This window comes from Commensalibacter intestini A911, from assembly GCF_000231445.1.
GTDB lineage: Bacteria > Pseudomonadota > Alphaproteobacteria > Acetobacterales > Acetobacteraceae > Commensalibacter > Commensalibacter intestini.
Genome location: NZ_AGFR01000003.1, coordinates 96,013 through 122,968, shown reverse-complemented (window position 1 = coordinate 122,968; position 26,956 = coordinate 96,013). Strand labels below are relative to the sequence as shown.

Sequence of the window (26,956 nt, the reverse complement as noted above, 5' to 3'; positions counted from 1 at the left end):
AGGCAGCAATATAACCTTACTGCCCTTAGAGTCAATACCGCAACACAAAAAATTTATTTTGTATAAAGAATTCTAGTTGCTTACTTTAATTTTTTTTAGCACTTGGTCAATGTCTTTTGTAACATCTTCCACGCTTTTCATCCCATTTATTGCATATAAACAGTTTTTTTCTTGATAGTATGGCAATAATGGCGCAGTTTGTTTGCGATATGTTTCCAATCGAGCCAAAACGGTTTCTTTATTATCATCAGCACGAGACACAAATTCCGTCGAGCCACAACTATCACAAACACCGATTACTTTTGGATGCTTAAACTGTTTGTGATAACTAGCACCACACTTAGCACAGCTATAACGACCAGAAATACGCTCTGCGAGCACTTCCTCATCCACATCCAGAGAAAGCACAGCATCAAGTTTTAGTCCTTGGCTCACAAACATTTTATTTAAAGCTTCTGCTTGCCCCAAACTTCTTGGAAAGCCATCTAAAATAAAACCATTTTTACAATCGTCTGCTTGGATTCTATTTTGTATCATAGAAACAATAAGATCATCAGGAACAAGTTCCCCATTATCCATAATCTTTTTTGCCAATTTACCAATTTCAGATTCTGCTTTTACTTCTGCACGTAACATATCACCTGTTGAAATCTGAGCAATATGATATTCTTGTGCAAGATGCTGGGATTGTGTTCCTTTACCCGCCCCTGGAGGGCCTAAAAAGACTAGTTTCATCGTTTTTTCCCTTTAGCACCACGAGATTTTCTTAATAAACCTTGATACTGATGTGCAACCAAATGAGATTGAACTTGAGTAACCGTATCAATCGTTACAGAAACAATAATAATCAAACTTGTTCCACCGAAATAAAACGGAACGTTATAATGATTAATTAAAAATTGCGGTAACAAACAAACAGCAACAAGATATAAGGCACCAATTGTTGTTAATCTGGTTAAAATCGTATCAAAATAAGTAGCTGTATTTGCTCCAGGACGAATCCCTGGAATAAACCCACCTTGCTTACGTAAATTATCAGCAGTTTCTTTTGGATTGAAACTCACAGCAGCATAAAAAAATGAAAAGAAAATAATCATTGCCGCATAAAAGAGCATATATAAAATACGACCTTGACCAAATTCTTGTCCTAAAAATGCTAACCAACTTGGTGTGGAGTCACTTGATAAAAAGCCTGCAATAGTCACTGGAATTAATAATACAGAAGATGCAAAAATTGGAGGAATAACCCCTGCTGTATTAACCTTTAACGGCATATGCGTAGAATCACCACCATATTGACGTTGACCAACTTGCCTTTTAGGATATTGAATAACAACCCGCCGTTGCGCTTGCTCCATAAACACAATGAAAGCAATCGTAACTGCTGCGAGTATCAAAAATATCGCAACAAAAATTGGAGATAACGCACCTGTATAACCTAAATTAAACAGACTAACTAACGCTCCAGGCAAGTTTGCAACAATACCAGCAAAGATAATTAATGAAATACCATTTCCTACACCTCTGGAAGTAATCTGCTCTCCAAGCCACATCAAGAACATTGTACCACCAACAAGCGTAATCACAGCAGTTGCAATAAAGAACATACCAGGATGAATAACAGGAGAGACACCATTAGGGCCTTGCATACTCTCAAGCCCGACGGCAATGCCGTAAGCTTGAAATAAGGCAATAAAAACAGTTAAATAACGCGTATATTGATTAAGCTTCTTACGGCCTTGCTCACCTTCTTTTTTTAACGCCTCAAGCGAAGGCATCGCCGAAGACATTAACTGAATGATGATGGACGCACTAATATATGGCATAATGTTTAGAGCAAAAATCGTCATACGACCTAACGCACCACCACTAAACATGTCAAACATACCCAAAATACCGCCTTGGTGTTTTGCAAGTAATTCAGCCATAATCGCAGCATCAACTCCAGGAACCGGGATATATGTACCTAAACGGTAGATAATCAAAGCTCCTAGCGTAAACCAAATACGCTTTTTTAATTCAGTCGCTTTCGAGAACGCACTGAGATTAACATTAGATGCTAATTGCTCGGCCATAGAGGCCATAACCTTATCCTTTCACAAAAAACAGCGTCACCGCAAGAATACGGGACGCTGTATTTTTTAACCTTAAGATCTATTATGTAACATAAACTTGCAGGTAATTATCATCAAATAATGCAAGATATATTACAATTATACTTTAGGCATCTGCAGATACATCCCCAGAAGGCACTAATAGCTTAACAGAACCACCAGCTTTTTTAACAGCTTCAACCGCTGCAACTGAAGCACCAGAGACTTCAATATTAACTGCTTGATTCAAAGCACCTTTGGCAAGCAAACGAACACCAGCATATTTTTTACCTTTAAATAAACCGATATTACGTAGAGCTTCTTCATTAATCACAGAAGATGCATTTAATTTTCCGCTTTCAATCGCCACAGATAAAGTGTCTAAATTAACCTCCGCATATAATTTACGGAAAATATTTTTAAACCCTCTTTTAGGTAAACGACGATAAAGAGGAAGTTGTCCACCTTCAAAGCCATTAATCGCAACACCAGATCTTGCGTGCTGACCTTTATGACCTTTACCAGATGTCTTACCTTTACCTGAACCAATACCACGGCCTAAGCGCTTTTTACGGTATCTAGAGCCCAGATTGTCACGAAGTTCATTTAAATCCATTAGATTATCCTTCCACCTTCACAAGGTGGCGAACCTTATTGATCATTCCTTGAACAGCTGGAGTATTTTCCAACTCACGAGTTGCCCCAATACGATTCAACCCTAAACCAACTAATGTTTGCTTTTGATATTTTTGACGACCAATCGCAGAAGCTACTTGCGTAACTTTAACTGTTGCAGCTTTAGAATCAACCATTTACAACCTCCGCATTTTGAGCATTAGTTGGAGCATCACGACGACCCAAGATTTCAGAAACTTTCTTACCACGTCTTGCAGCAACAACCCGAGGGCTTGCACAACGACGTAAAGCATCAAAAGTTGCTTTAACCATGTTATGAGGATTACGTGAACCTGTTGATTTAGCAACAACATCATTAATCCCAAGGCTTTCAAAAACAGCGCGCATTGGACCACCAGCAATAATACCAGTTCCAGCTTCTGCTGATCTTAAAATCACTTTACCAGCTCCAAAACAACCTTGAACATCATGATGTAATGTTCTGCCTTCTTTCATTGGAACTCGAATCATCGTTTTTTTAGCTTGTTCAGTTGCTTTACGAATCGCTTCAGGAACTTCTCTAGCTTTACCAGAGCCGTAACCAACGCGACCACGTTGATCTCCAACAACAACCAATGCAGCAAAAGCAAAACGGCGACCGCCTTTTACAACTTTTGCAACGCGGTTAATCGTTACGAGTTTGTCAACCAAATCATCATTTTCACGTTCACGTCCTGCGCGACCGCCTTCTTTAACTTCACGTGCCATTCGCAATCTCCCTTAGAACGCAAGCCCGCCCTCACGGGCAGCCTCAGCAAGCGCTTTTACACGCCCATGATAAATGTAAGAGCCACGATCAAACACGACCTGTTCCAACCCAGCAGCTTTTGCACGTTCAGCAACTAGTTTGCCAACAGCACGAGCAGCTTCAATATCAGCTCCAGTTTTCAATTGTCCTTTTACTGCAGCATCTAAAGTAGAAGCCGCAGCTAAGGTTTTACCAGCAACATCGTCAATAACCTGAGCATAAATATTTTTGCTAGAACGGAAGACTGAAAGACGAGGACGTCCATTTCCTTTTTGACGAAGTTGAAAACGCAACCGTCTACGCCGGCGCGTTTGTAATTCACGTTGCGTACCCATTATTTCTTCTTGCCTTCTTTGCGACGTATGACTTCATTGTCATAACGAACACCCTTACCTTTGTAAGGTTCAGGTTTTCTAAAATTACGAATATCCAAAGCAACTTGACCAACACGTTGCTTATCATTTCCCTCTACAGTAATAGCAGTAGGGCGAGGCGTTGTAATTTTAATATCAGCAGGAATTGGATAAACAATATCATGTGAATACCCAAGATTCATAACCAAATTAGAACCTTGCACAGATGCACGAAACCCTGTTCCAGTTATTTCTAAAGTTTTACTATAACCTTCAGAAACACCATGAACCATATTCGCGATTAACGCTCTTGTTGTTCCCCACATAGCACGTGCAATAATAGCCTTACCTTTTGGGCTAACAACAACTTGGTTATCTTCAATTTTAGTATCAACATGCTCAGATACAGGAATAGAGAGCTCGCCTCTTTTACCTTTTACTGAAATGATACCGTTTGCTAAAGTAACTTGTACCCCTTGTGTGATCTGTACGGGGTTTTTGCCTACGCGTGACATTTAATTCCCCTTAGAATACACGACAAAGAACTTCGCCACCAACATTAGCAGCGCGCGCTTCAACATCAGATAAAACACCATGAGGTGTTGAAAGAATAGATACACCAAGACCAGCATAAACACGTGGCAATTCTTTGATTTTTGAATATACACGACGACCAGGCTTAGAAACTCTATGAATTTCTTTAATTACAGGTTCACCATCAGAATATTTCAATTCGATATGAAGCTGGCTAATACCTTTACGCAACTCTTCTTTTTTGTAACCGCGAATATAACCTTCACGTTTCAATGCTTCTAGAACATTTACACGTAAGTTAGATGCAGGCGCTACACAAGATGTATGACGAGCAGACTGCGCATTACGAATACGGGTGAGCATATCACCTAATGGATCAGATAATGACATCTACAGCCCCTTACCAACTTGACTTAACCATACCGGGGATTTGCCCAGTAGATGCTAATTCACGCAATGCAATACGGCATAGCTCGAATTTACGATAATTACCACGAGAACGTCCGGTTAACTTACAACGCAAACGCACTCTAATACGAGAACCATTACGTGGAAGTTTTGCCAATTTTAAAGACGCATCAAAACGCTCTTCAACAGGCAACGCTCTATCCATTACAATATTTTTTAATGCAATGCGTTTTTCTTTATCACGTGCAGACATATTTGCACGTTTCGCATTGCGATAGATGGCGGAAGTTTTTGCCATGCTTTATTTTACCCTCCGGAACTTGTCGAAAAATTCGACCGTTTTCCAAAAATAAACAGATTTGCAAGGTAATTTACATTACCTTGCAGCGAAAAGAACCAGTTTCTTACCCAACAAATGGTAAAGAGAAAGCTTTTAATAAGGCTTTAGCTTCTTCATTTGTTTTAGCAGAGGTCACAAAAATAATATCCATACCACGAACATCATCTACTTTATCGTAAACGATTTCAGGGAATACAATTTGTTCCTTCAAACCCATTGCAAAGTTACCATTGCCATCAAAACCTTTGTTCGCAGGTAATCCTCTAAAGTCACGAACTCTAGGTAGCGCAATTGTTACTAAACGGTCTAAAAACTCATACATACGGCGACTACGTAGTGTAACTTTACAACCAATTGGTAAACCAGCACGGATCTTGAAGCCAGCAATAGCTTTCTTACTTAATGTTTTAACTGCTTTTTGACCTGCAATCAAGGTCATTTCTTCAGTTGCGTTATCTAACTTCTTTTGATCGCCAACAGCTTCACCAACACCCATATTCAAAACGATTTTTTCTAGGCGTGGAATTTGCATCTCATTTGCATATGAGAACTGTTCACGAAGAGTTTTGCGTAGCTCGTTTTTATAAAGTGTATAAAGGCGAGCTTCAGATGCAGCTTGATTATTTTCTGACATTCCTCTCTCTCCTAATTTTCAATCACTTCGCCAGTAGCCTTGGCGATACGAACTTTACGACCATCTTCCAAAACTCTGAATCCAACACGTGTTGGTTTACCAGATTTTGGATCAACAAGTTTTAGATTGGATAAATGAACAGGTTTTTCTTGTTCAATAATCCCACCAGGCTCGCCCATACGAGTTGGTTTTTTATGGTGTTTAGCCACAGCCACACCACGTACAACTGCTTTATCATCTGTTGGATTAACAGAAAGGACTTCACCTTTAACCCCTTTGTAAGGGCCAGTAATCACGATAACTTGATCACCTTTTTTAATGCGTGCAGCCATTATAGAACCTCCGGAGCTAAGGAGATAATTTTCATGAACTTACGAGCACGTAACTCTCTGACCACTGGGCCAAAAATACGTGTTCCAATAGGTTCGCTTTGTTTATTAATCAGCACAGCTGCATTTTTATCGAAACGAATAGATGTGCCATCAGCACGACGTACAGGATAACTTGTACGTACGATTACTGCTTGATGAACTTCACCTTTCTTTACTTTGCCACGAGGAATAGCCTCTTTGACAGAAACGACAATCACGTCGCCGACCGAAGCGGTTTTCCGCTTTGAACCGCCCAGCACCTTAATGCACTGCACCTCTCTTGCGCCTGAATTATCAGCCACGGTAAGGTTGGTCTCGGGATGGATCATGTCTTAAGCCCCCCTTAAACTTCTACGCTGGATACTGGTGTTGCTGCCCCAAGAGGAGCACCATTACGAGTAGTCACAGCCCATGATTTTCTTTTAGAAATTGGAGGAGATTCGATAATACGAACTGTATCTCCAATTTTACATTCATTTAACTCATCATGCGCCGCATATTTTTTAGAACGACGAATGAATTTTTTATAAAGCGGATGCATAACACGACGAACAACCAGTACTGTTACTGTTTTGTCCATTTTATCGCTTGTCACCCGACCAGTCAGAACGCGCCTTGGCATTGCCCACGAACTCCTTAGGACTTGCTGGTGGATGCAGCTGCATCCACGGCGTTTTTGTTTACTTCACCCATGATGGTTTTAATACGTGCAATATCACGACGAATCACACCAACACGGCTGACACCTTCATTTTGACCTGTCGCACGTTGAAAACGTAAGTTGAATTGCTCACGTCGTAGATCTACTAACAACCTTTTCAATTCATCAATGGTTTTGGCGCGCAGATCAGCTGGCTTATATGCCTTTGCCATTTACTTAAGCCTCCCCAATACGGGTTATAAATTTTGTTTTAATTGGCAACTTAGCTGCACCAAGTGTCAATGCTTCTTTAGCAATCTCAGGTGAAACACCTTCGATTTCAAACAAAATACGACCAGGTTTAACACGAGCAACCCAAAATTCAGGAGACCCTTTACCAGATCCCATACGAACTTCAGCAGGTTTACTTGAAACAGGAAGATCTGGGAATACACGAATCCATACACGTCCCATACGCTTCATAGCACGAGTAATCGCACGACGAGAAGCTTCAATTTGACGTGCAGTAATACGTTCAGGTTGCAAAGCTTTCAGACCATAAGTACCGAAATTTAACTCTGTTCCACCTTTCGCATTGCCGTGGATACGACCTTTATGAGCTTTGCGGAATTTAGTCCGCCGCGGAGATAGCATTATTTAATATCCTCATGCGTTGTAATAGTTTCTTATAACTATTAAACTCCAATAAATCAATTACCGTTGTGGAACTTGATCAGCTGCACGGCGATCTTGTGCCAATGGATCATGAGCCATAATCTCGCCCTTAAAGATCCAAACCTTCACACCACATTTACCATAAGTAGTTTGTGCTGCGGCAACACCGTAATCGATATCTGCTCTTAACGTATGCAAAGGCACACGTCCTTCACGATACCATTCAACACGAGCAATCTCAGCACCACCTAAACGACCACTACAGTTAATACGAATACCTTGTGCACCTAAACGCATTGCAGACTGAACAGCACGTTTCATCGCACGACGGAAAGCAACACGTCTTTCTAATTGTTGTGCAATATTTTCAGCAACAAGTGTCGCATCAATTTCAGGCTTGCGAATTTCAACAATATTCAAAGCAACATCTGCATTTGCCATTGTTGCTAACTCTTTACGTAAACTGTCAATGTCTTGGCCTTTTTTACCAATAACAATTCCAGGACGTGCAGCATAAATAGTAACACGAGGTTTTTTGGCAGGACGCTCTATAACAACACGTGAAACGCCAGCTCCAGCTAATTTTTTACGTAAGTGATCACGCAACTTGAAATCTTCAAACAATAATCTGGTATAATCTTCATCAGCATACCAACGACTATCCCAAGTGCGATTAATACCTAAACGCAAACCAATTGGATTAACTTTTTGACCCATTATGCTGCCTTTCCTTCATCGTTGTCTTTGCGTTCTGCAACTACGATCTTTATGTGACTAAAGAATTTTTCGATTTGTGCTGAACGTCCACGACCTCTCGCATGAAAACGACGCATAACCATTGCTTTTCCAACTTCAGCTCTAGACACGACTAAACGATCAACATCTAACTGATGGTTGTTTTCTGCATTTGCAATTGCACTTTCAAGTATTGTTTTTACTTGTTGAGCAATTCTACGTTTTGAAAAACTTAGTTTTGCTAATGCTTGAGATACAGGTTCATTACGAATTAAACCTGCAACTAAATTTAATTTACGCGGACTTGTTCTGATATTGCGACCTACAGCTTGAGCTTCGCTTTCAGAAAGTGCACGTGCATGCTTTGGTTTACTCATAACTAGCCCCGCTTTGCTTTCTTATCTGCAGCATGCCCATTGTAAGTACGTGTAGGAGAAAATTCACCGAATTTATGACCTACCATATTCTCACTAACTTGAACTGGTAAAAATTTGTGACCATTATAGACACCGAACACTAAACCAATAAATTGTGGTAAAATAGTTGAACGGCGTGACCAAATTTTAATCACATCATTACGACCAGAAGCACGAGCTGCTTCAGCTTTTTTTAATAGATACCCGTCTACAAACGGGCCTTTCCAGACGGATCTTGCCATCTTTTATTCGCCCCTTTATTTGCCAGTCTTACGACGACGGATAATTAGGCTATCCGTACGTTTATTAACTCTAGTTTTATAACCTTTAGTTGGTTTACCCCAAGGAGTAACTGGATGACGACCACCAGAAGTACGGCCTTCACCACCACCATGTGGATGGTCAACAGGGTTCATCACAACACCACGGTTATGAGGACGACGACCTTTCCAACGAGTACGACCAGCTTTACCAAAATGTTGGTTCATGTTGTCTGGGTTAGATACCGCTCCAACAGTTGCCATACATTCACCACGAACTAAACGCAACTCATTAGATTGCAATTTAATTTGTGCATAACCAGCGTCTTTACCAACCAACTGCGCATAAGTACCAGCAGAACGAACTAGCTTACCACCAGCACCTTCTTTAAGTTCAATATTATGAACAATCGTTCCAACAGGAATAGAAGCCAAAGGCATCGCATTCCCAGGTTTAACGTCCACACGTTGACCAGCAATAACAACATCACCAACTTTTAATCGTTGAGGTGCTAAAATATAAGATAGCTCACCATCTTCATACTTAATCAAAGCAATGAAGGCAGTACGGTTTGGATCATATTCCAAACGCTCTACTGTTGCAGGCATATCAAACTTACGACGTTTAAAATCAACATATCGATAAGATTGCTTATGTCCACCACCAATAAAACGTGATGTTATGCGACCATTATTATTACGACCACCAGTTTTATTCTTACCTTCGGTAAGAGTTTTTACTGGCTTCCCTTTCCAAAGCTCCTTACGATCAATTAAGATCGTTCCACGAAGACTTGGAGTAACTGGATTAAAATGCTTTAATGCCATTAATTCCTACCTTGCGCTTAAGACAGCTTAGTGGTCAAATCAATTGATTGACCCTCAGCAAGCTGAACAAACGCCTTTTTAATATCAGAACGGCGCCCTAAACGACCTTTGAATCTTTTAGTTTTACCCTTTAATACAAGAGTATTAACACCCAACACTTTAACATCAAATAAAGTTTCAACTGCCACTTTAATTTGTGTTTTTGTTGCATTAGGAGCAACTTTAAAAGCAATCTGATTTTGTTCAGATAGCATTGTTGCTTTTTCAGTAATCAAAGGCGCACGAATGATATTAAACATCGCTTCGCGAGACATTGTTGCTGCTTTGCGACGAAGAGCTAGAATATTTGTCATACTAAGCGCTCCTTCAATCCATCAACTGCTGCACGAGTAATTGCCAACACTTCATGATTTAAAATATCATAAACATTAGCACCGATCGTTGGAAGAATATCCACAGAATGAATATTTCTTACAGCATGGCCAAAATTTTCATCAACAGCTGTATCTACAATTAATGCAGATTTCCAACCAAGAACTTTTAATTTAGCAGCAAGCTCAGCTGTTTTTGCAACACCATTAGCTTGATCGATAACGACCAATTTACCTTCTGATAACTTCTGAGATAAAGCAGAAATTAATCCAAGTCTTCTAATTTGCTTAGGAAGGCTATATCCGTGATCACGAACAACTGGACCATGAACCACGCCACCAGTACGAAAATGTGGACCGCGCAAAGAACCTTGACGCGCATTACCTGTACCTTTTTGACGGAATGGTTTTTTGGTTGTTCCTGAAACTTCACCACGCCCCTTGACTTTGTGCGTACCAGCACGACGTTTTGCAAGCTGCCAATGAACTACTCTCGCCATAATATCTGCACGAGGTTGAACTTCAAACAACTCAGCAGGAAGAGTGATATTACCAACGCTTCCATTATCGAGGGTTTTGATTTCTACATCCATTTCCCTCAACCTTTCTCTGCAACCGTTGCTAACGCAGCCGGAAACGGCGCATCCGCATGACGGGCTTTCTTGATCGCATCACGTACGAGGACAAAGCCATTCTTTGCACCAGGCACTGAACCTTTAATCATGATCAAATTTTTCTCAACATCTACAGCAGCAATTTCTAAGTTCTGAGTAGTTACTCTCTCATCACCTAAATGACCTGCCATTTTCTTATTTTTAAAAGTTTTACCAGGATCTTGACGATTACCTGTAGAACCATGTGAACGGTGACTAACTGAAACACCATGGGTTGCTTCCAAACCACGGAAATTCCAACGTTTCATCGCACCAGCAAAACCTTTACCTTTACTGGTTCCCGTTACGTCAACTTTTTGACCTACTACAAAATGAGCAGCAGTCAATGCTGAACCTGATTCAAGTAAAGCGTCTTCAGAAACTCTAAATTCAACAAGCTTCTGTTTTGGCTCAACTTTAACTCGTGCAAAATGACCACGGTTTGGTTGACTAACGTTTTTCACTTTAGCTTTACCAATACCTAGTTGTACAGCTGTATAGCCGTCACGGTCTTGTGTACGAGTGTCAACAACTTGCACTTCATCTAAGTGCAAAACAGTGACTGGCACATGAGTGCCGTCCTCTTTAAATAGTCGGGTCATCCCCAACTTTTTTGCGATCAATCCTGTACGCATCGTCTGGACCTTATAGCTTTATCTCGACATCCACACCAGCGGCGAGGTCAAGTTTCATGAGAGCATCCACGGTCTGCGGGTTAGGCTCAACAATATCTAACAAACGTCGATGAGTTCTAATTTCGAACTGTTCACGACTCTTCTTATCGATATGGGGAGAACGATTAACTGTAAATCGTTCAATATGCGTTGGTAAAGGAATAGGCCCCCTTACTTGCGCCCCCGTACGCTTCGCTGTATTTACAATTTCTTTAGTACTGTTGTCAAGTACTCTGTAATCGTAAGCTTTGAGGCGAATACGGATATTTTGGCTTTCCATCTTCTATTTGCCTAATCTTAATAACGGATCTAAAAAGCCAGACCCTATATAGCAACAAGATTCTCAGCCAGTTACCTGACTGAGAATCCAAACTTAAGAGCTATGATTATTCTGTGATTTTAGCAACCACACCAGCTCCAACTGTACGTCCACCTTCACGAATAGCGAAACGTAGACCTTCATCCATAGCAATAGGAGCAATCAATTCAACATCCATAGCAGCATTATCACCAGGCATAACCATTTCGATGCCTTCTGGCAAATGCACAACACCAGTTACGTCAGTTGTACGGAAGTAGAACTGTGGACGATAATTGGTAAAGAATGGAGTATGACGTCCACCTTCTTCTTTTGTAAGAATATATGCTTCTGCTTTGAACTTATTATGTGGCTTAATGCTTCCTGGTTTAGCAAGAACTTGACCACGTTCAACATCTTCACGTTTTGTACCACGAAGAAGTGCACCAATGTTGTCCCCAGCTTCCCCACGATCAAGAAGTTTACGGAACATTTCAACACCAGTAACAGTTGTTTTAGTTGTAGGATGAATACCCACAATTTCAACTTCTTCACCAACGTTTACTTCACCACGTTCTACACGGCCAGTAACAACCGTACCACGACCAGAAATAGAGAACACATCTTCAATTGGCATCAAGAACGGACGATCAACCGGACGTTCTGGTTGAGGAATATAATCATCAACAGCAGCCATAAGTTCAAGAATACGGTTTTTACCTAACTCAGCATCACCATCTTCAAGAGCTACTAATGCAGACCCTTTAATAATGGGGATATCATCACCAGGGAAATCATATGAAGAAAGAAGTTCACGAATTTCCATTTCAACCAATTCAAGAAGTTCTGGATCGTCAACTTGGTCACATTTATTCATAAACACAACAAGTGCAGGAACGCCAACTTGACGTGCCAACAAAATGTGTTCACGAGTTTGTGGCATTGGGCCATCTGCTGCAGAAACAACAAGAATACCACCATCCATTTGAGCAGCACCAGTGATCATGTTTTTAACATAATCAGCATGGCCTGGACAGTCAACGTGAGCATAGTGACGTTTGTCAGTTTGATACTCAACGTGAGCTGTAGAAATGGTAATACCACGAGCACGTTCTTCAGGTGCTTTATCAATCATATCATATGCAGTAAATTCTGCACCACCAGCTTCCGCCAATACTTTTGTAATTGCAGCAGTTAGTGAGGTTTTACCATGGTCAACGTGACCAATGGTTCCAATATTACAGTGCGGTTTATTCCGCTCAAATTTAGCCTTTGCCATTCTCTCTCTCCGTTACTTGGACATGCCCAAGATTTTCGGTTAAAAGTTTAACCTAAATTCATTACTTACCAGCGATAATGACTGAATGCTTTATTTGCTTCAGCCATACGGTGAGTATCTTCCCGCTTCTTAACAGCGGATCCACGATTGTTGATTGCATCCAACAATTCGTTAGATAATCTTTCTTCCATGGTGTTTTCACCACGTTTACGTGAAGAATCAATTAACCAGCGAATAGCCAATGCTTGACGTCGATCTGCACGAACCTCAACAGGCACCTGATAAGTTGCACCACCTACACGGCGAGAGCGAACTTCAACAGCTGGCTTTACGTTATCTAAAGCTTCATGAAACAAACGTACTGGATCTGCTTCTTCACCGCCACGAACACGCAATGTTTCCAATGCTCCGTAAACGATTTTTTCAGCAACAGATTTTTTTCCATCATACATCAGCGCGTTCATGAAACGCGTGATGACTACATCACCAAATTTAGGATCGGGAAGTATCTCACGCTTTACTGCGCGGTGTCGGCGACTCATGCCTATTATTCCTCTTATTTTGGACGTTTAGCACCATACAAAGAACGACGTTGACGTCGCTTTGCAATACCTTGTGTATCCAGGACACCACGTAAAATATGATAACGTACACCTGGTAAATCTTTAACACGCCCGCCGCGTATTAAGACCACACTATGTTCTTGCAAGTTATGACCTTCACCAGGAATATAACTCACCACCTCGTAACCATTTGTCAGACGTACCTTTGCAACTTTACGCAATGCTGAGTTCGGCTTCTTAGGTGTTGTTGTATAAACACGAGTACATACCCCTCGTTTTTGCGGACATCCCTGCAAAGCAGGAACCTTATTGCGCTTGGCTGCAGGTTCGCGGCCTTTAGCGATTAATTGGTTAATGGTCGGCATTCGCCTTTCCCGATCCTTACTATTTCTAGGTTAAGTAATGTATCAATCATTAACTTAACGGTCATTTACAACACTCTTGCATCTAATTAATCTTAGATACTTCTTACTGAATACATCTAATACAAAAAAAATAAAAGTCATTTTCTTTTAAAGTTTATATATTATAAGAATGTATTTAATTCAACGAACAATGATGCTTTGTTTACTACAAATCCTCAGAGAAAGCAAGAAAAAAGTAAAGACTTTTAAGCACAGCAAATCACTGAAGACTTTGTTAAAAAACAAAGCATTTTATTTCCGCCAAAAGACGAAAATAACCCGTATTTTAAATTGATTGAGTGAAGCTTTCTCCACTCAATCAATATGAAATTAATAGAATCGTTTCTTTATAACCTATTTAGCAGGCCCTGTCACGTCTTCCATTTCATTTTCTTGTGTAGCAGCCAAAGAATCTAACGATTCTTTAGATTGAATTTGCATCCGAGCATCTGCCAATCTCTGTTTATCACGAGAATAAGCCAAAGCACGGAAACGATTCATCACACTACCTGTTCCTGCAGGGATCAAGCGTCCCACGATCACATTCTCTTTAAGACCCATCAAAGTATCAACTTTACCAGCTGAAGCTGCTTCAGTTAACACACGTGTTGTCTCTTGGAAGGATGCCGCAGAAATAAATGATTTCGTCTGTAACGCAGCTTTCGTAATCCCTTGAAGAACAGGAGATGCCACAGCTGGACGTTCATTCGAATTCATCCGTTTGATATTTTCTTGCTCAAATTCCAAACGATCAATTGTTTCACCAACCAAATAGGTTGTATCGCCAGGATCGGTAATTTCAACTTTTTGCAACATTTGACGAACGATAACTTCAATATGCTTATCATTAATCTTCACCCCTTGGAGGCGATAAACACTTTGAATTTCATCAATCAAATAGTCAGAAAGAGCTTCAACACCCATAACCTTCAAGATATCGTGCGGAACTCGAGGACCATCAACTAACGGATCACCTCTACGAACAAAGTCACCTTCTTGAACAGAAATATGCTTTCCTTTTGGAATTAAATACTCTGTTTCATCGCCAGTTTCTTCATTACGAACAACGATACGACGTTTTGCTTTGTAATCCTTACCAAATTCAACAATACCATCATTTTCTGCAATAATCGCATGATCCTTTGGACGACGCGCTTCAAACAACTCAGCAACACGAGGCAAGCCCCCCGTAATATCACGAGTTTTTGAACCTTCACGAGGAATACGAGCCAACACATCACCAGCATTAACTTCTACACCATCTTCAACAGACAGCAAAGAATCTGGTGATAAGAAGTAACGAGCATCATTACCGTTCGCGAGCTTCATCACTTCTCCATTTGAATCTTTCAATTGGAGTCTCGGTCTTAAATCACGAGATTTACTGGTTTGTTTGTAATCCACCACAACTTTAGAAGACAAGCCTGTGACTTCATCCATACGCTCAACCAAGGTAATACCTTCAATCAGGTCTTGATATTCAATCGTTCCTGATTTTTCAGTAATAATTGGAAGTGTATACGGATCCCATTCTGCCATTTTCAAGTTACGAGTGACTTTTGCATCTTGCTTAACAAGTAGTCTTGCACCGTAAGGAATACGATAGCGAGCCCGTTCAACTTTGTTTTCATCCACAAGAATGATTTCGCAGTTTCTGGACATCACGATATCAAAACCTTGACTATTTTGAACCACATTCAAGTTTACAATTTTGATACTACCATCACGAGACGCCTCGACCATTGATTGTTCTGCCCCTCTTTGAGCAGCACCACCAATATGGAACGTACGCATGGTTAACTGTGTTCCAGGCTCACCAATTGACTGAGCTGCGATAACACCAACAGCTTCACCAATATTGACAGGTGTTCCACGAGAAAGATCACGACCATAACAATATCCACAAACCCCAACTTGACTATCACAAGTTAAGACTGAACGAATCATAACGCTTTCAACACCAGCTTTCTCGATCGCTTCAGATTCAGATTCTTCAAGCAACGTGTTGCGAGGATATAAGACTTTACCAGATGCAGGATCTAAAACATCAGCAGCTAATGTACGTCCCAAGATACGTTCAGAAAGAGAAGAAATCACTTCTCCACCATCCATAACTGCACGTACGGTTAACCCACGTTCTGTTTCACAATCACGATCAATGATAATACAATCTTGAGCAACATCAACCAAACGACGCGTCAAATATCCAGAGTTCGCTGTTTTCAACGCTGTATCTGCAAGACCTTTACGTGCACCATGGGTAGACGTAAAGTAATCTAGAACGGATAAGCCTTCTTTAAAGTTTGCGATAATTGGTTGTTCAATAATTTCACCAGAAGGTTTCGCCATCAAACCACGCATACCAGCAAGCTGTTTCATTTGAGCCGGTGACCCACGAGCCCCAGAGTGGCTCATCATCCATACAGAGTTGATTCTTTGACCTGGTTCTACCCGTGAAATTTCTTTCATCATCGCAGCTTGCACTTCATCAGTACAACGTGACCATGCATCAACCACTTTGTTATAGCGCTCACCCGCAGTAATCAAACCATCTTGGTATTGTTGTTCAAACTCTTTAACTTCCTCAGAAGTTTTCGCAACTAATTCCTTTTTGGCATCAGGAATGATCATATCATCCTTACCAAAAGAAATCCCTGCACGAGCAGCATAAGCAAAACCAAGTCCCATCATACGATCAGCAAAAATCACACATTCTTTCTGACCACAATGACGATAAACCATATCAATAATATCAGAAATTGATTTCTTAGTTAATTGTTGATTAATCAACTCAAAGCTAATTGAAGCATGTTTTGGTAGAATCTGAGAAATCAACATACGACCAGCAGTTGTAACAACACGCTGAGTAATAGGATTACCATCTACATCTTTTGTGTTATAACGCGTACGAATTTTATCATGCAGCTTAATTGCTTTTGCAGATAAAGCATGCTCAATTTCACCAATATTTGCAAAAACAGGTGCACCTTCTTTAACTAAGTGCCCTTCTGTATCATATTCAGCTTGATCAGGTGTTAATTTAAATTCAGGAATGTCCAAACTTAAGTAATACAAGCCCAAAACGATATCTTGTGAAGGCACAATAATCGGCTTACCACTTGCAGGACTCAAGATGTTATTCGTAGACATCATTAATACACGTGCTTCTAATTGAGCTTCAAGGCTCAATGGCACGTGAACAGCCATTTGGTCGCCATCAAAGTCAGCGTTAAACGCAGTACAAACCAATGGATGTAATTGAATAGCCTTACCTTCAACCAATACTGGTTCAAAAGCTTGAATACCCAAACGGTGCAATGTAGGCGCACGATTCAACATTACTGGATGTTCACGAATAACTTCTTCGATAATATCCCAAACTTCTGGACGTTCTTTTTCAACCATACGCTTCGCAGCTTTAATGGTTGTTGCATGTCCATATTTTTCAAGTTTAGAATAAATAAATGGCTTAAATAGCTCTAATGCCATTTTCTTTGGCAAACCACATTGATGTAGCTTTAATTCAGGACCAACAACGATAACGGAACGACCAGAATAGTCAACACGTTTACCAAGCAAGTTCTGACGGAAACGACCTTGTTTCCCTTTAAGCATGTCTGCTAGTGATTTTAACGGACGTTTATTCGCCCCTGTAATCGCACGACCTCTGCGTCCATTATCAAATAATGCATCCACAGATTCTTGCAACATACGTTTTTCATTACGAACAATAATATCTGGCGCGCGAAGTTCCATTAACCGTTTTAAACGGTTATTACGGTTAATCACACGACGATATAAGTCGTTCAAATCTGATGTCGCAAAACGACCACCATCCAAAGGAACCAATGGACGTAATTCAGGTGGAATAACAGGAACAACATCCATAATCATCCACTCTGGACGACAACCACTTTCTGAAAAAGCTTCAACAAGCTTTAAACGTTTAACAAGTTTTTTACGTTTTACTTCTGATGTTGTTTCTTTCAGTTCAGCACGCAAGTCTACTTTATCAACATCACAATCAATATTGATCAAAATTTTCTTAACGGCTTCTGCACCGATACTGATCTCAACACCTTCATGCCCATACTCATCCATGGCATCAAGATATTGTTCCTCAGATAACAAACTATATTGCTTTAATGGAGATGTTCCAGATTCTAAAACAACATAATTTTCAAAATAAAGCACGCGTTCAAGATCTTTTAAAGTCATATCGACCATTAAACCGATACGGCTTGGTAGGGATTTCAAAAACCAAATATGTGCAACAGGACTTGCAAGTTCAATATGCCCCATACGTTCACGACGTACTTTAGCAAGTGTAACTTCAACACCGCATTTTTCGCAGACAATACCACGGAATTTCATCCGTTTATATTTTCCGCACAAGCATTCATAATCTTTGATAGGCCCGAAGATACGGGCACAGAATAGTCCATCTCGTTCTGGTTTAAATGTACGATAATTAATGGTCTCTGGCTTTTTTACTTCACCATAAGACCATGACCGTATTTGCTCAGACGAGGCTAATTGAATTTTAATTTGATCAAACGTCATTGCTTGGCCTGATTGACCAAGAATTTTCATAAGTTCATTCATTCGCCGAAAACCCTTTGGGGGATTGAGGCACCATTAAAAAATGGCACCTCTTTAATAAAATACTTACAAACCAAACCAATACGCTTATTCAGCGTTTTGTTCTAGTTCAACATTCAAACCGAGCGATTTTAGCTCTTTAATCAATACATTAAAGCTCTCTGGAATACCTGCTTCAAAATCATCTTGATCTTTAACAATCGCTTCATACACTTTTGTTCTACCAGAAACGTCGTCGGACTTAACCGTCAACATTTCTTGTAACGTATACGCAGCACCATAAGCTTCCAATGCCCAAACTTCCATTTCCCCGAAGCGTTGCCCACCAAATTGAGCTTTACCACCCAATGGTTGTTGAGTAACCAACGAATAAGGACCAATAGAACGTGCATGGATCTTATCATCAACCAAGTGATGCAATTTAAGCATATAAATATAACCAACGGTTACAGGACGTTCAAAAACCTCCCCCGTACGACCATCAATCAATGTACTTTGCCCAGACGGATTTAATCCTGCTTGAGTCAACATTCCTTCAATATCAGGAATACTTGCACCATCAAACACAGGTGTCATAATTGAGACACCCTTACGGATATCCTTACAGAAATCAATTAACTCACTATCTGACAAGTCAGCAATTTTTTCATTGTAAGTTGCATCACCATAGATTGTCTTTAAACGATCTAAGAGTTCTTGTTTTTTCTCACCTTGACGAACATATTCATCAACCACTTGGCTCACTTGTTTACCGACATTGGCACAAGCCCAACCTAAATGCGTTTCCAAAATTTGTCCGACGTTCATACGAGACGGCACACCCAATGGATTCAAAACGAGATCAACTGAAGTTCCATCTTCAAGAAATGGCATATCTTCGACAGGAACAACACGGGAAACAACCCCTTTGTTACCATGACGACCAGCCATTTTATCCCCAGGTTGTAATTTACGTTTTACCGCGATGAAAACTTTAACCATTTTCATCACACCAGGAGGTAATTCATCCCCACGCTGTAATTTTTCAACTTTATTATTAAAGCGCGCTTGAACACCAGCAACTTCACGATCAAAATCACGTTTTACAGCTTCAATATTTGCCATGACTGTATCATCAGCAACAACAATATTACGCCATGCACCTTTTGGATGTTCTGATAACACATCAAGTGTCAATACAGTTCCAGATGGAATCCCTTTAAAACCAACACCTGCAGTTTGATCTAACAAGTTTTCTCTTAAACGGTTATAGAAAGAACGATCTTGAATAGCTAGCTCGTCATCACGGTCTTTACTTAAACGTTCAATTTCTGCACGTTCAATTGCCATTGCACGTTCATCTTTGTCAATACCACGACGAGAGAACACACGAACATCAACGATCGTACCACTAGTTCCAGGAGGAAGTTTTAATGAAGTATCACGAACGTCAGAAGCTTTTTCACCAAAAATAGAGCGAAGAAGTTTTTCTTCTGGAGTCATTGGGCTTTCACCTTTAGGGGTGATTTTACCAACTAAAATATCTCCAGGATTTACTTCTGCACCGATATAAACGATACCTGCTTCATCAAGGTTACGAAGCGCTTCTTCACCAACGTTTGGAATATCACGTGTAATTTCTTCTTGACCCAATTTGGTATCACGAGCCATGACTTCGAATTCTTCAATATGAATTGAAGTAAACACATCATCACGAGCAATACGTTCAGAGATCAAGATTGAATCTTCGAAGTTATACCCATTCCATGGCATAAACGCGACCAACACGTTGCGACCCAAAGCCAATTCGCCCAACTCTGTTGATGGACCATCAGCAATAATATCGCCAGCTTGAATATAATCCCCAACGTAAACTAATGGACGCTGGTTAATACAAGTAGATTGATTTGAACGTGTGTATTTACGTAAGCGATAAATATCAACACCTTGCGTTGAACCATTTTCATCTGTTGCACGAACAACGATACGCGCACCGTCAATTTGATCAACAATACCACCACGTTTAGCAACAATCGTTGCGCCAGAATCTCGTGCAACTGCTGCTTCCATACCAGTACCAACTAATGGAGCATCAGAACGAATCAATGGCACAGCTTGACGTTGCATGTTTGAACCCATCAATGCACGGTTCGCATCATCGTTTTCCAAGAATGGAATCAACGCAGCTGCAACAGACACCAATTGTTTAGGAGAAACGTCACACGCAGTTACATCTTCTGGTTTAACAAGCAAGAAGTCACCACTCTTACGAACAGAAACTAACTCATCCGTTAATTTACCCGCAGCATCTTGTTTTGCATCAGCTTGCGCAACAATTAACTTATCTTCTTCCATTGCAGATAGATATTTCCATCCATCTTGCAACTTTCCATCTTCTACCAAGCGATAAGGGGTTTCGATAAACCCATATTTATTCACTTTAGCATAAGTTGATAAAGAGTTAATCAATCCAATATTTGGACCTTCAGGTGTTTCAATCGGACAGATACGACCATAATGTGTTGGATGCACGTCACGAACTTCGAACCCAGCACGCTCACGTGTTAAACCACCTGGCCCTAATGCTGATAAACGACGCTTATGTGTTACTTCAGATAATGGATTGGTTTGATCCATAAACTGTGACAATTGAGACGAACCAAAGAATTCTCTAACCGCAGCAACAGCAGGCTTCGCATTAATCAAGTCATGAGGCATGACTGTATCAATATCAACAGACCCCATACGCTCACGAATCGCACGTTCCATTCTTAACAAACCAAGGCGATATTGATTTTCCATCAATTCACCAACAGAACGCACACGACGGTTACCTAGGTTATCAATATCATCGACGCTACCTTGACCATCTTTTAATTCGCACATAATCTTAATTGCGCGAAGAATATCAACTTTGCGTAATACACGAATAGTATCATCCCCAGGGACACCTAAACGTATATTCATTTTTACACGACCAACCGCAGATAAATCATAACGGTCATAATCAAAGAATAAGCCACGCAATAAAGCGTCTGCAGTTTCAGCTGTTGGTGGCTCACCAGGACGCATTACACGATAAATATCAACCAAAGCATCGTCTCTGGAAGTATTTTTATCCGTAATTAATGTATTTCTGATCCAAGGACCCGTAACATTATCAACTGCCAATGTTGGAATTTCATCCAAACCTAGTGCTTCAAACTGATCCAATGTGGCATCAGTTAACTCTTCACCTGCTTCAGCGTAAATTTCACCCGTATTTTCGTTTACTAAATCATGCGCGAAATAACGGCCTAATAATTCTTCTCTTCTAACCAAAACATTTTTGGTATTTTCAGCAATTTTACGAACTGCACGTGCGGTTAATTTAGCATTAACATCAGCAACAACTTCACCAGTATCAGCATCCACCAAAGGAGCCAATAATTTCATATTACGGAAAGCGTCTGGTTCAAAAGAACGCGCCCAACCGCCGTCAATCTTTTTAAAGGTAACGGTCTTATAGAAATAAGAAAGAATTTCATCATCATCCATTCCACGCATTGGAATAGAATCTACATCCCCACCTTCTTTTGCTTTTGCATCACGCAACGCAATCGAATTTTCACCTTCAAGGGCATACAATAATGTTGTAACAGGGAATTTTCTTTTACGATCAATACGAACGTAAATCAAATCTTTACTATCAAATTCAAAATCTAACCATGAACCACGATAAGGAATAATTCTGGCTGTAAATAAAAACTTACCAGAAGAATGCGTCTTACCACCATCATGATCGAAAAATACACCAGGACTACGATGCATTTGCGATACGATAACGCGTTCTGTACCATTTACAATAAATGTACCATTTTCAGTCATTAAAGGCATATCACCCATATATACGGGTTGCTCTTTAATATCACGAATAGAACGTGAACCTGTATCTTCGTCAATGTCCCAAACAATCAAACGAAGGACGACTCTTAACGGTGCCGCATAGGTCAATCCACGCTGAAGGCATTCCTCAACATCATATTTCGGTTCTTCAAATTCGTAATTTACAAATTCGAGACGACCATTACCCGCAAAATCATTGATTGGAAAAATCGAACGAAATACTTCTTCCAACCCCATTAAGGAACGGTTCTCTGGCTTTACATCGCGCTGTAAAAAAGCCTCATAACTCGCCCGCTGCACATCAATAAGATTCGGCATCGGTGCGATTTCTGGAATCCGTCCAAAATTTTTGCGAATGCGCTTGCGTCCCGTGAACGATTTGCTTACCGCGTTCATCGTGTATTGTGCCCCATCGCTTGCTGCCAGATATATTTGCTACTATTTAATCATCTGTAAAACAAATAATCGGCTAATGATAACTAAAATATAACTCTCAACCTAAGAGTTACGCCTATCCCTAAACCTATAGGGAAACATACTTTACGTCTGTCGTCAAAAGATTTTCTCTTTAACGACCAAGTAGGCGGATACCCAAACCTTGGGTTCCGCCCTACCATAATCTTAAATCCAACGATATAGAGAAGTCTCTATACTCGCTTGATTCATCGTACTATTTAAGTTCGACTGTAGCACCTTGTTCTTCAAGGGTCTTTTTGATTTTTTCAGCTTCGTCTTTATTTACACCTTCTTTAAGAGTTTTTGGTGCACCTTCAACGATGTCTTTAGCTTCTTTCAAGCCAAGACCTGTAATTGCGCGAACTTCTTTAATGACGTTAATTTTTTTGTCACCAGATTTAGCAAGAACTACGTCAAATTCTGTTTTTTCTTCAGCAGCAGCGCCACCACCAGCTGCAGGAGCAGCAGCAACAGCAACAGGAGCAGCAGCAGAAACGCCCCATTTTTCTTCTAATAATTTAGAAAGCTCAGCAGCTTCCAAAACAGTCAATGCAGATAATTCGTCAACAATTTTAGCTAAATCAGCCATGATATTTATCCTATTTATATACTAATCAGTGTTTCAATACAAATTTACTAAGTTACTTAGCAAATCAATAACAATAAAAGGCTTAGTTGTATTAAGCCGCTTCACCTTTGTCCGCATAAGCGCCAAAAACCCGTGCCAATTGTCCAGCAGGAGCTTGAACAACACCAGCAATACGTGTAGCAGGTGTAGAAATAAGTCCAACCAACTGTGCACGCAATACATCCAATGAAGGTAGTTCAGCAAGAGCTTTAACTTGATTTACATCAAGCATTTGCCCATCTAAATTACCACCAAGGATTTCAAGTTTATCATTGGTTTTGGCGAACTCGACGGCTACTTTCGCAACTGCAACTGGATCTTGTGCCCATGCAAGAGCAGTAGGGCCAGTTAACAATGGGGTAATACCTTCGAATGGGGTACCTTTTGCAGCAAGGGTGACCAAGCGGTTTTTTCCAACTCGGTAAGTTGCCTCAGCAGCGCGCATACGACGACGCAAGTCTGTAACAGCAGCAACAGTCAATCCTTTGTTACGTGTAACAACAAGCATTGACGTATTTGCGAAAACAGATGCCATGGAAGCAACAAACGCTTGTTTTTCCGTGCGGTCCAAATCCCGTCTCCATTTTGATCAGTCAAATATTGACTTTTCAGGTTACCATTAAGATTATATTTAAAAATACAATCCGGTTCGCCTGTCCTAAACGGTTACACTAGCACATAAACAGATTTTAAAAATCTATACATACCAGCCCCGCCTCCCGTTCGCAGTTAAGATAACTTTTAAAACAAAGTTACGTACGGTCTTGGACAGGTTTAGGGCAAGCAAGCTTACCCTAAATATTCATTGCCTTATTAGAAAATAAGACAATGATAACTCTATATCATATTAACCAGCGTTAACGCTAGCAATATCGATTTCAATCCCAGGCCCCATTGTTGAAGAAAGATAAATTTTCTTCATATAGGTACCTTTTACACCTGTTGGACGTGCTTTTTGCACAGCATCAACAAATGCACGGATATTTTCCACAAGATTGGTTGCTGTAAAAGATGCTTTACCAATACCAGCATGCACAACACCGCCCTTTTCAGCACGGTATTCTACTTGACCAGATTTAGCTGCACTTACTGCACCCTTAACATCCATTGTCACAGTTCCCAATTTAGGGTTTGGCATTAATCCACGTGGACCAAGCACTTTACCTAAACGACCAACTAATGCCATCATGTCAGGAGTTGCAATACAACGATCAAAGTCAATTTGACCAGCTTGAATTTTTTCAGCTAGATCTTCATCACCAACGACATCAGCACCAGCTGCCTTTGCTTCTTCAGCTTTATCGCCGCGAGCAAAAACACCAACGCGTAATGTTTTACCTGTTCCGTGAGGAAGTGACATCAAGCCACGAACCATTTGATCTGCATAACGAGGATCTACACCCAAGTTAATTGCAATTTCAATGGTTTCATCAAATTTAGCTTTAGCATTACCAACAACAAGAGCAATCGCTTCTTGTAGAGTATAAACTTTATGACGCTCTAGAGTAGCATGAGCCGCAGTAAGACGTTTATTTTTCGCCATGTCTTAAGACTCCTCTACTTTCAAGCCCATTGAGCGTGCTGAACCAACCAACATACGAACTGCGCCATCGACGTCATTCGCATTCATGTCTTTCATTTTTTCAGCAGCAATTTCACGCAATTGGCTAATTTTCACTGTACCAACAGTTGCACCTTTACCAATAACTGATGCACCTTTTGAAACTTTTGCAGCTTTCAATAGGAAATAAGTATTTGGTGGTGTTTTTGTAATAAAGCTGAATGTGCGATCTGCATATGCAGTAATCACGACAGGAATCGGCATTCCTGGCTCAAGATTTTGAGTCGCAGCATTGAACTCTTTACAGAATTGCATAATATTCAAACCACGTTGACCCAATGCTGGACCAACTGGTGGGGATGGATTTGCCTTCCCCGCAGGAATTTGTAATTTAATGTAGCCAACAATCTTTTTGGCCATATCCGGGTCTCCTTAATAAAATCTACCCAGACCGCGGTTCACACGAAAACTATAAGATTAAGACATCTTAACCTTACAATTCATCTCCCACGTTCCGATAAGAACTTGTCTTCTAGCTATTTTTCCAACAACCTGTCAAGACCTTATTTGTAATTACGAATAAACAAAATAATTATTATTCTTCACTTTTTCTTAAAATTATCATAAAAAACTATAAGGCTTTAAATACATATATACTGATTTAATAATTATTCTTAGGTAGATGGTTAATGAAACACCTCATGATTCTTCGATGTGGAAAAAACTCAATTCACAAATCATGGATACATTATATTCGCAATATAATGGACATCGCATTTGTTTATTATGATGATAGTAATTTTTCAGACGATATGCCCACGTATTCATGTAAGTATGAAGGAACAAAATTAACAGGTGTCCATGATTTTGTGATTAACCATCCAGATATCATTAATCAATACGATTTTTTTTGGTTATTTGAAGATGATTTGTATATTACTTACCAAAGCGCACAAGGCATCATTAATTTTATTAACACCTTTAAACCAAGTTTATCAGCCCCGTCTTTAACACATGAAAGTTTTTTTTCACACCCAATCACATTACAATGTAACCCTTTACTATTAAGAGGTTGTGACTATGTGGAATGCATGTCTCCTATTATGAGTCAAGCATTCTTAATAAATACTATTGAACAATTTATGGATTTTCCAATATGGGGAATCGAAAAATATTGGAAGCATCTTTTATGGGAAATGCAAGAAGTCGCTTTTATATATGACAAATGGCCAATTACCCATACCAGACGCATGGGAGCTGGCTCTTTATACACAGTAGCAGCAGAAAGAAAAATCGACTTCTTAAAGGACGATGCTCGCGCTTCAGAATTATACTCTAATAAATTTGGGTCTACATTAACGAATATCTTATTTGGGATTGAAGAATTAATACCTCCCACGCTACTTACTACCTCAAAACTGAGAGAAACAATAACCCCAACTCGAAAAAATCTTGAAACAATGTATGGATCATATGGGATTACAACTTTTGGCTCTATACTTAATTCAACCAACTACCATAATACCTTATTTTCTCAATTTTTAGCATTTCCAAAACTAAAAAAGTTACTATTTCAAGAGGCCTCCCCTCAAGTAAGCAATATACTTACTAGAGACTGGCTCTTTGGAGATTATAAAGAAAATTCTGTTTGGTGCCATAATATGAGGTTCAGTTTAGATGGATATGTAATGAATTATCATCATCCTAATGAATATTATTGGAAAATTATAGATGGAAATTTTGTTTTACTATCAAAAGATAACGAGATTACAACAGTTTTTAATAAACAAGAAGTTGTTGATGGCAAAATATTACTAACAGGACTGCACGCCCACTCTACCGACAATATCTTATACTTACGTGAAGGACACCATTAATATATAACCAACCATA

33 protein-coding genes are annotated in these 26,956 nt (G+C 40.0%); 1 reads left to right on the top strand and 32 read right to left on the bottom strand.

Annotated elements, in window-relative coordinates:
• Nucleotides 1-72: 72 nt before the first annotated feature.
• The 32 genes from CIN_RS00955 to rplK form a co-directional block, all read right to left on the bottom strand.
• Complete coding sequence (locus tag CIN_RS00955; RefSeq protein ID WP_008853176.1) at nucleotides 73-735, bottom strand: adenylate kinase; 663 nt, start codon at nucleotides 733-735, stop codon at nucleotides 73-75.
• Nucleotides 732-2,084, bottom strand: coding sequence for a preprotein translocase subunit SecY (secY, locus tag CIN_RS00950; RefSeq protein WP_008853175.1), 1,353 nt, complete (start codon nucleotides 2,082-2,084; stop codon nucleotides 732-734). The genes CIN_RS00955 and secY overlap by 4 nt, the downstream gene beginning before the upstream one ends.
• Before the next feature lie 136 nt (nucleotides 2,085-2,220).
• Nucleotides 2,221-2,709: a 50S ribosomal protein L15 gene (gene rplO, locus CIN_RS00945; protein ID WP_008853174.1), complete on the bottom strand. Its 489-nt coding sequence runs from the start codon at nucleotides 2,707-2,709 to the stop codon at nucleotides 2,221-2,223.
• 4 nt (nucleotides 2,710-2,713) lie between these two features.
• Nucleotides 2,714-2,905, bottom strand: a complete 192-nt coding sequence (gene rpmD, locus CIN_RS00940) for a 50S ribosomal protein L30 (protein WP_008853173.1) — start codon at nucleotides 2,903-2,905, stop codon at nucleotides 2,714-2,716.
• Nucleotides 2,898-3,476 carry a 30S ribosomal protein S5 gene (gene rpsE, locus CIN_RS00935; protein ID WP_008853172.1) on the bottom strand — a complete coding sequence of 193 codons (579 nt, stop codon included), beginning with the start codon at nucleotides 3,474-3,476 and terminating at the stop codon, nucleotides 2,898-2,900. The genes rpmD and rpsE overlap by 8 nt, the downstream gene beginning before the upstream one ends.
• 12 nt (nucleotides 3,477-3,488) lie before the next feature.
• Entirely contained in the window at nucleotides 3,489-3,851 is a 363-nt protein-coding gene (gene rplR / locus CIN_RS00930; RefSeq protein WP_008853171.1) for a 50S ribosomal protein L18, read from the bottom strand.
• Nucleotides 3,851-4,384, bottom strand: coding sequence for a 50S ribosomal protein L6 (gene rplF, locus CIN_RS00925; protein ID WP_008853170.1), 534 nt, complete (start codon nucleotides 4,382-4,384; stop codon nucleotides 3,851-3,853). Before rplF ends, rplR begins: the two co-directional genes overlap by 1 nt.
• 10 nt (nucleotides 4,385-4,394) lie before the next feature.
• Nucleotides 4,395-4,793 (bottom strand): 30S ribosomal protein S8, encoded by a 399-nt coding sequence (gene rpsH / locus CIN_RS00920; RefSeq protein ID WP_008853169.1) that lies wholly within the window; start codon nucleotides 4,791-4,793, stop codon nucleotides 4,395-4,397.
• A gap of 10 nt (nucleotides 4,794-4,803) precedes the next feature.
• Nucleotides 4,804-5,109 (bottom strand): 30S ribosomal protein S14, encoded by a 306-nt coding sequence (rpsN, locus tag CIN_RS00915; protein ID WP_008853168.1) that lies wholly within the window; start codon nucleotides 5,107-5,109, stop codon nucleotides 4,804-4,806.
• Between the two features lie 106 nt (nucleotides 5,110-5,215).
• Entirely contained in the window at nucleotides 5,216-5,785 is a 570-nt protein-coding gene (rplE, locus tag CIN_RS00910; RefSeq protein WP_008853167.1) for a 50S ribosomal protein L5, read from the bottom strand.
• 11 nt (nucleotides 5,786-5,796) lie between these two features.
• Nucleotides 5,797-6,117, bottom strand: a complete 321-nt coding sequence (rplX, locus tag CIN_RS00905; RefSeq protein WP_008853166.1) for a 50S ribosomal protein L24 — start codon at nucleotides 6,115-6,117, stop codon at nucleotides 5,797-5,799.
• On the bottom strand, nucleotides 6,117-6,485 hold the full coding sequence (gene rplN / locus CIN_RS00900; RefSeq protein ID WP_034335786.1) for a 50S ribosomal protein L14: 369 nt from the start codon (nucleotides 6,483-6,485) through the stop codon (nucleotides 6,117-6,119). Before rplN ends, rplX begins: the two co-directional genes overlap by 1 nt.
• Nucleotides 6,486-6,499: 14 nt before the next feature.
• The gene (gene rpsQ / locus CIN_RS00895; protein ID WP_040363644.1) at nucleotides 6,500-6,778 is read right to left on the bottom strand and encodes a 30S ribosomal protein S17; all 279 of its coding nucleotides are present in this window, start codon (nucleotides 6,776-6,778) and stop codon (nucleotides 6,500-6,502) included.
• A 14-nt stretch (nucleotides 6,779-6,792) separates the two neighbouring features.
• Nucleotides 6,793-7,029 carry a 50S ribosomal protein L29 gene (rpmC, locus tag CIN_RS00890; RefSeq protein WP_008853163.1) on the bottom strand — a complete coding sequence of 79 codons (237 nt, stop codon included), beginning with the start codon at nucleotides 7,027-7,029 and terminating at the stop codon, nucleotides 6,793-6,795.
• A gap of 4 nt (nucleotides 7,030-7,033) precedes the next feature.
• Nucleotides 7,034-7,450, bottom strand: a complete 417-nt coding sequence (gene rplP, locus CIN_RS00885) for a 50S ribosomal protein L16 (RefSeq protein WP_008853162.1) — start codon at nucleotides 7,448-7,450, stop codon at nucleotides 7,034-7,036.
• Nucleotides 7,451-7,510: 60 nt separating this feature from the next.
• The gene (rpsC, locus tag CIN_RS00880) at nucleotides 7,511-8,188 is read right to left on the bottom strand and encodes a 30S ribosomal protein S3 (protein WP_008853161.1); all 678 of its coding nucleotides are present in this window, start codon (nucleotides 8,186-8,188) and stop codon (nucleotides 7,511-7,513) included.
• Nucleotides 8,188-8,583 carry a 50S ribosomal protein L22 gene (rplV, locus tag CIN_RS00875; RefSeq protein WP_008853160.1) on the bottom strand — a complete coding sequence of 132 codons (396 nt, stop codon included), beginning with the start codon at nucleotides 8,581-8,583 and terminating at the stop codon, nucleotides 8,188-8,190. The genes rpsC and rplV overlap by 1 nt, the downstream gene beginning before the upstream one ends.
• Nucleotides 8,584-8,585: 2 nt before the next feature.
• On the bottom strand, nucleotides 8,586-8,864 hold the full coding sequence (rpsS, locus tag CIN_RS00870) for a 30S ribosomal protein S19 (protein WP_008853159.1): 279 nt from the start codon (nucleotides 8,862-8,864) through the stop codon (nucleotides 8,586-8,588).
• Nucleotides 8,865-8,879: 15 nt separating this feature from the next.
• Nucleotides 8,880-9,710 carry a 50S ribosomal protein L2 gene (gene rplB, locus CIN_RS00865; RefSeq protein WP_008853158.1) on the bottom strand — a complete coding sequence of 277 codons (831 nt, stop codon included), beginning with the start codon at nucleotides 9,708-9,710 and terminating at the stop codon, nucleotides 8,880-8,882.
• Between the two features lie 17 nt (nucleotides 9,711-9,727).
• A complete protein-coding gene (locus CIN_RS00860) occupies nucleotides 9,728-10,024 on the bottom strand; it encodes a 50S ribosomal protein L23 (RefSeq protein WP_170314027.1) in 297 nt (98 codons plus the stop codon).
• Nucleotides 10,025-10,059: 35 nt separating this feature from the next.
• Entirely contained in the window at nucleotides 10,060-10,674 is a 615-nt protein-coding gene (gene rplD, locus CIN_RS00855; RefSeq protein ID WP_008853156.1) for a 50S ribosomal protein L4, read from the bottom strand.
• A gap of 5 nt (nucleotides 10,675-10,679) precedes the next feature.
• A complete protein-coding gene (gene rplC / locus CIN_RS00850) occupies nucleotides 10,680-11,369 on the bottom strand; it encodes a 50S ribosomal protein L3 (RefSeq protein ID WP_008853155.1) in 690 nt (229 codons plus the stop codon).
• Nucleotides 11,370-11,379: 10 nt separating this feature from the next.
• Nucleotides 11,380-11,688, bottom strand: a complete 309-nt coding sequence (gene rpsJ / locus CIN_RS00845) for a 30S ribosomal protein S10 (protein ID WP_040363643.1) — start codon at nucleotides 11,686-11,688, stop codon at nucleotides 11,380-11,382.
• A gap of 106 nt (nucleotides 11,689-11,794) precedes the next feature.
• The gene (tuf, locus tag CIN_RS00840) at nucleotides 11,795-12,985 is read right to left on the bottom strand and encodes an elongation factor Tu (RefSeq protein ID WP_008853154.1); all 1,191 of its coding nucleotides are present in this window, start codon (nucleotides 12,983-12,985) and stop codon (nucleotides 11,795-11,797) included.
• 65 nt (nucleotides 12,986-13,050) lie between these two features.
• The gene (gene rpsG / locus CIN_RS00835) at nucleotides 13,051-13,527 is read right to left on the bottom strand and encodes a 30S ribosomal protein S7 (protein WP_040363642.1); all 477 of its coding nucleotides are present in this window, start codon (nucleotides 13,525-13,527) and stop codon (nucleotides 13,051-13,053) included.
• Nucleotides 13,528-13,541: 14 nt separating this feature from the next.
• Complete coding sequence (gene rpsL / locus CIN_RS00830) at nucleotides 13,542-13,913, bottom strand: 30S ribosomal protein S12 (RefSeq protein ID WP_003621118.1); 372 nt, start codon at nucleotides 13,911-13,913, stop codon at nucleotides 13,542-13,544.
• Nucleotides 13,914-14,306: 393 nt separating this feature from the next.
• On the bottom strand, nucleotides 14,307-18,557 hold the full coding sequence (gene rpoC, locus CIN_RS00825) for a DNA-directed RNA polymerase subunit beta' (protein WP_008853152.1): 4,251 nt from the start codon (nucleotides 18,555-18,557) through the stop codon (nucleotides 14,307-14,309).
• Nucleotides 18,558-18,641: 84 nt separating this feature from the next.
• Nucleotides 18,642-22,814 carry a DNA-directed RNA polymerase subunit beta gene (rpoB, locus tag CIN_RS00820; protein ID WP_040363641.1) on the bottom strand — a complete coding sequence of 1,391 codons (4,173 nt, stop codon included), beginning with the start codon at nucleotides 22,812-22,814 and terminating at the stop codon, nucleotides 18,642-18,644.
• Nucleotides 22,815-23,088: 274 nt separating this feature from the next.
• Nucleotides 23,089-23,463, bottom strand: a complete 375-nt coding sequence (gene rplL, locus CIN_RS00815) for a 50S ribosomal protein L7/L12 (protein ID WP_008853150.1) — start codon at nucleotides 23,461-23,463, stop codon at nucleotides 23,089-23,091.
• A 91-nt stretch (nucleotides 23,464-23,554) separates the two neighbouring features.
• Nucleotides 23,555-24,073, bottom strand: coding sequence for a 50S ribosomal protein L10 (gene rplJ / locus CIN_RS00810; protein ID WP_008853149.1), 519 nt, complete (start codon nucleotides 24,071-24,073; stop codon nucleotides 23,555-23,557).
• A gap of 276 nt (nucleotides 24,074-24,349) precedes the next feature.
• Complete coding sequence (gene rplA / locus CIN_RS00805) at nucleotides 24,350-25,045, bottom strand: 50S ribosomal protein L1 (protein ID WP_008853148.1); 696 nt, start codon at nucleotides 25,043-25,045, stop codon at nucleotides 24,350-24,352.
• Nucleotides 25,046-25,048: 3 nt separating this feature from the next.
• Nucleotides 25,049-25,483 (bottom strand): 50S ribosomal protein L11, encoded by a 435-nt coding sequence (rplK, locus tag CIN_RS00800; protein ID WP_008853147.1) that lies wholly within the window; start codon nucleotides 25,481-25,483, stop codon nucleotides 25,049-25,051.
• A 269-nt stretch (nucleotides 25,484-25,752) separates the two neighbouring features.
• Here rplK and CIN_RS00795 point away from each other — a divergent pair, with 269 nt between their 5' ends.
• Nucleotides 25,753-26,940, top strand: a complete 1,188-nt coding sequence (locus CIN_RS00795) for a hypothetical protein (protein ID WP_008853146.1) — start codon at nucleotides 25,753-25,755, stop codon at nucleotides 26,938-26,940.
• The last annotated feature ends 16 nt before the right edge of the window (nucleotides 26,941-26,956 follow it).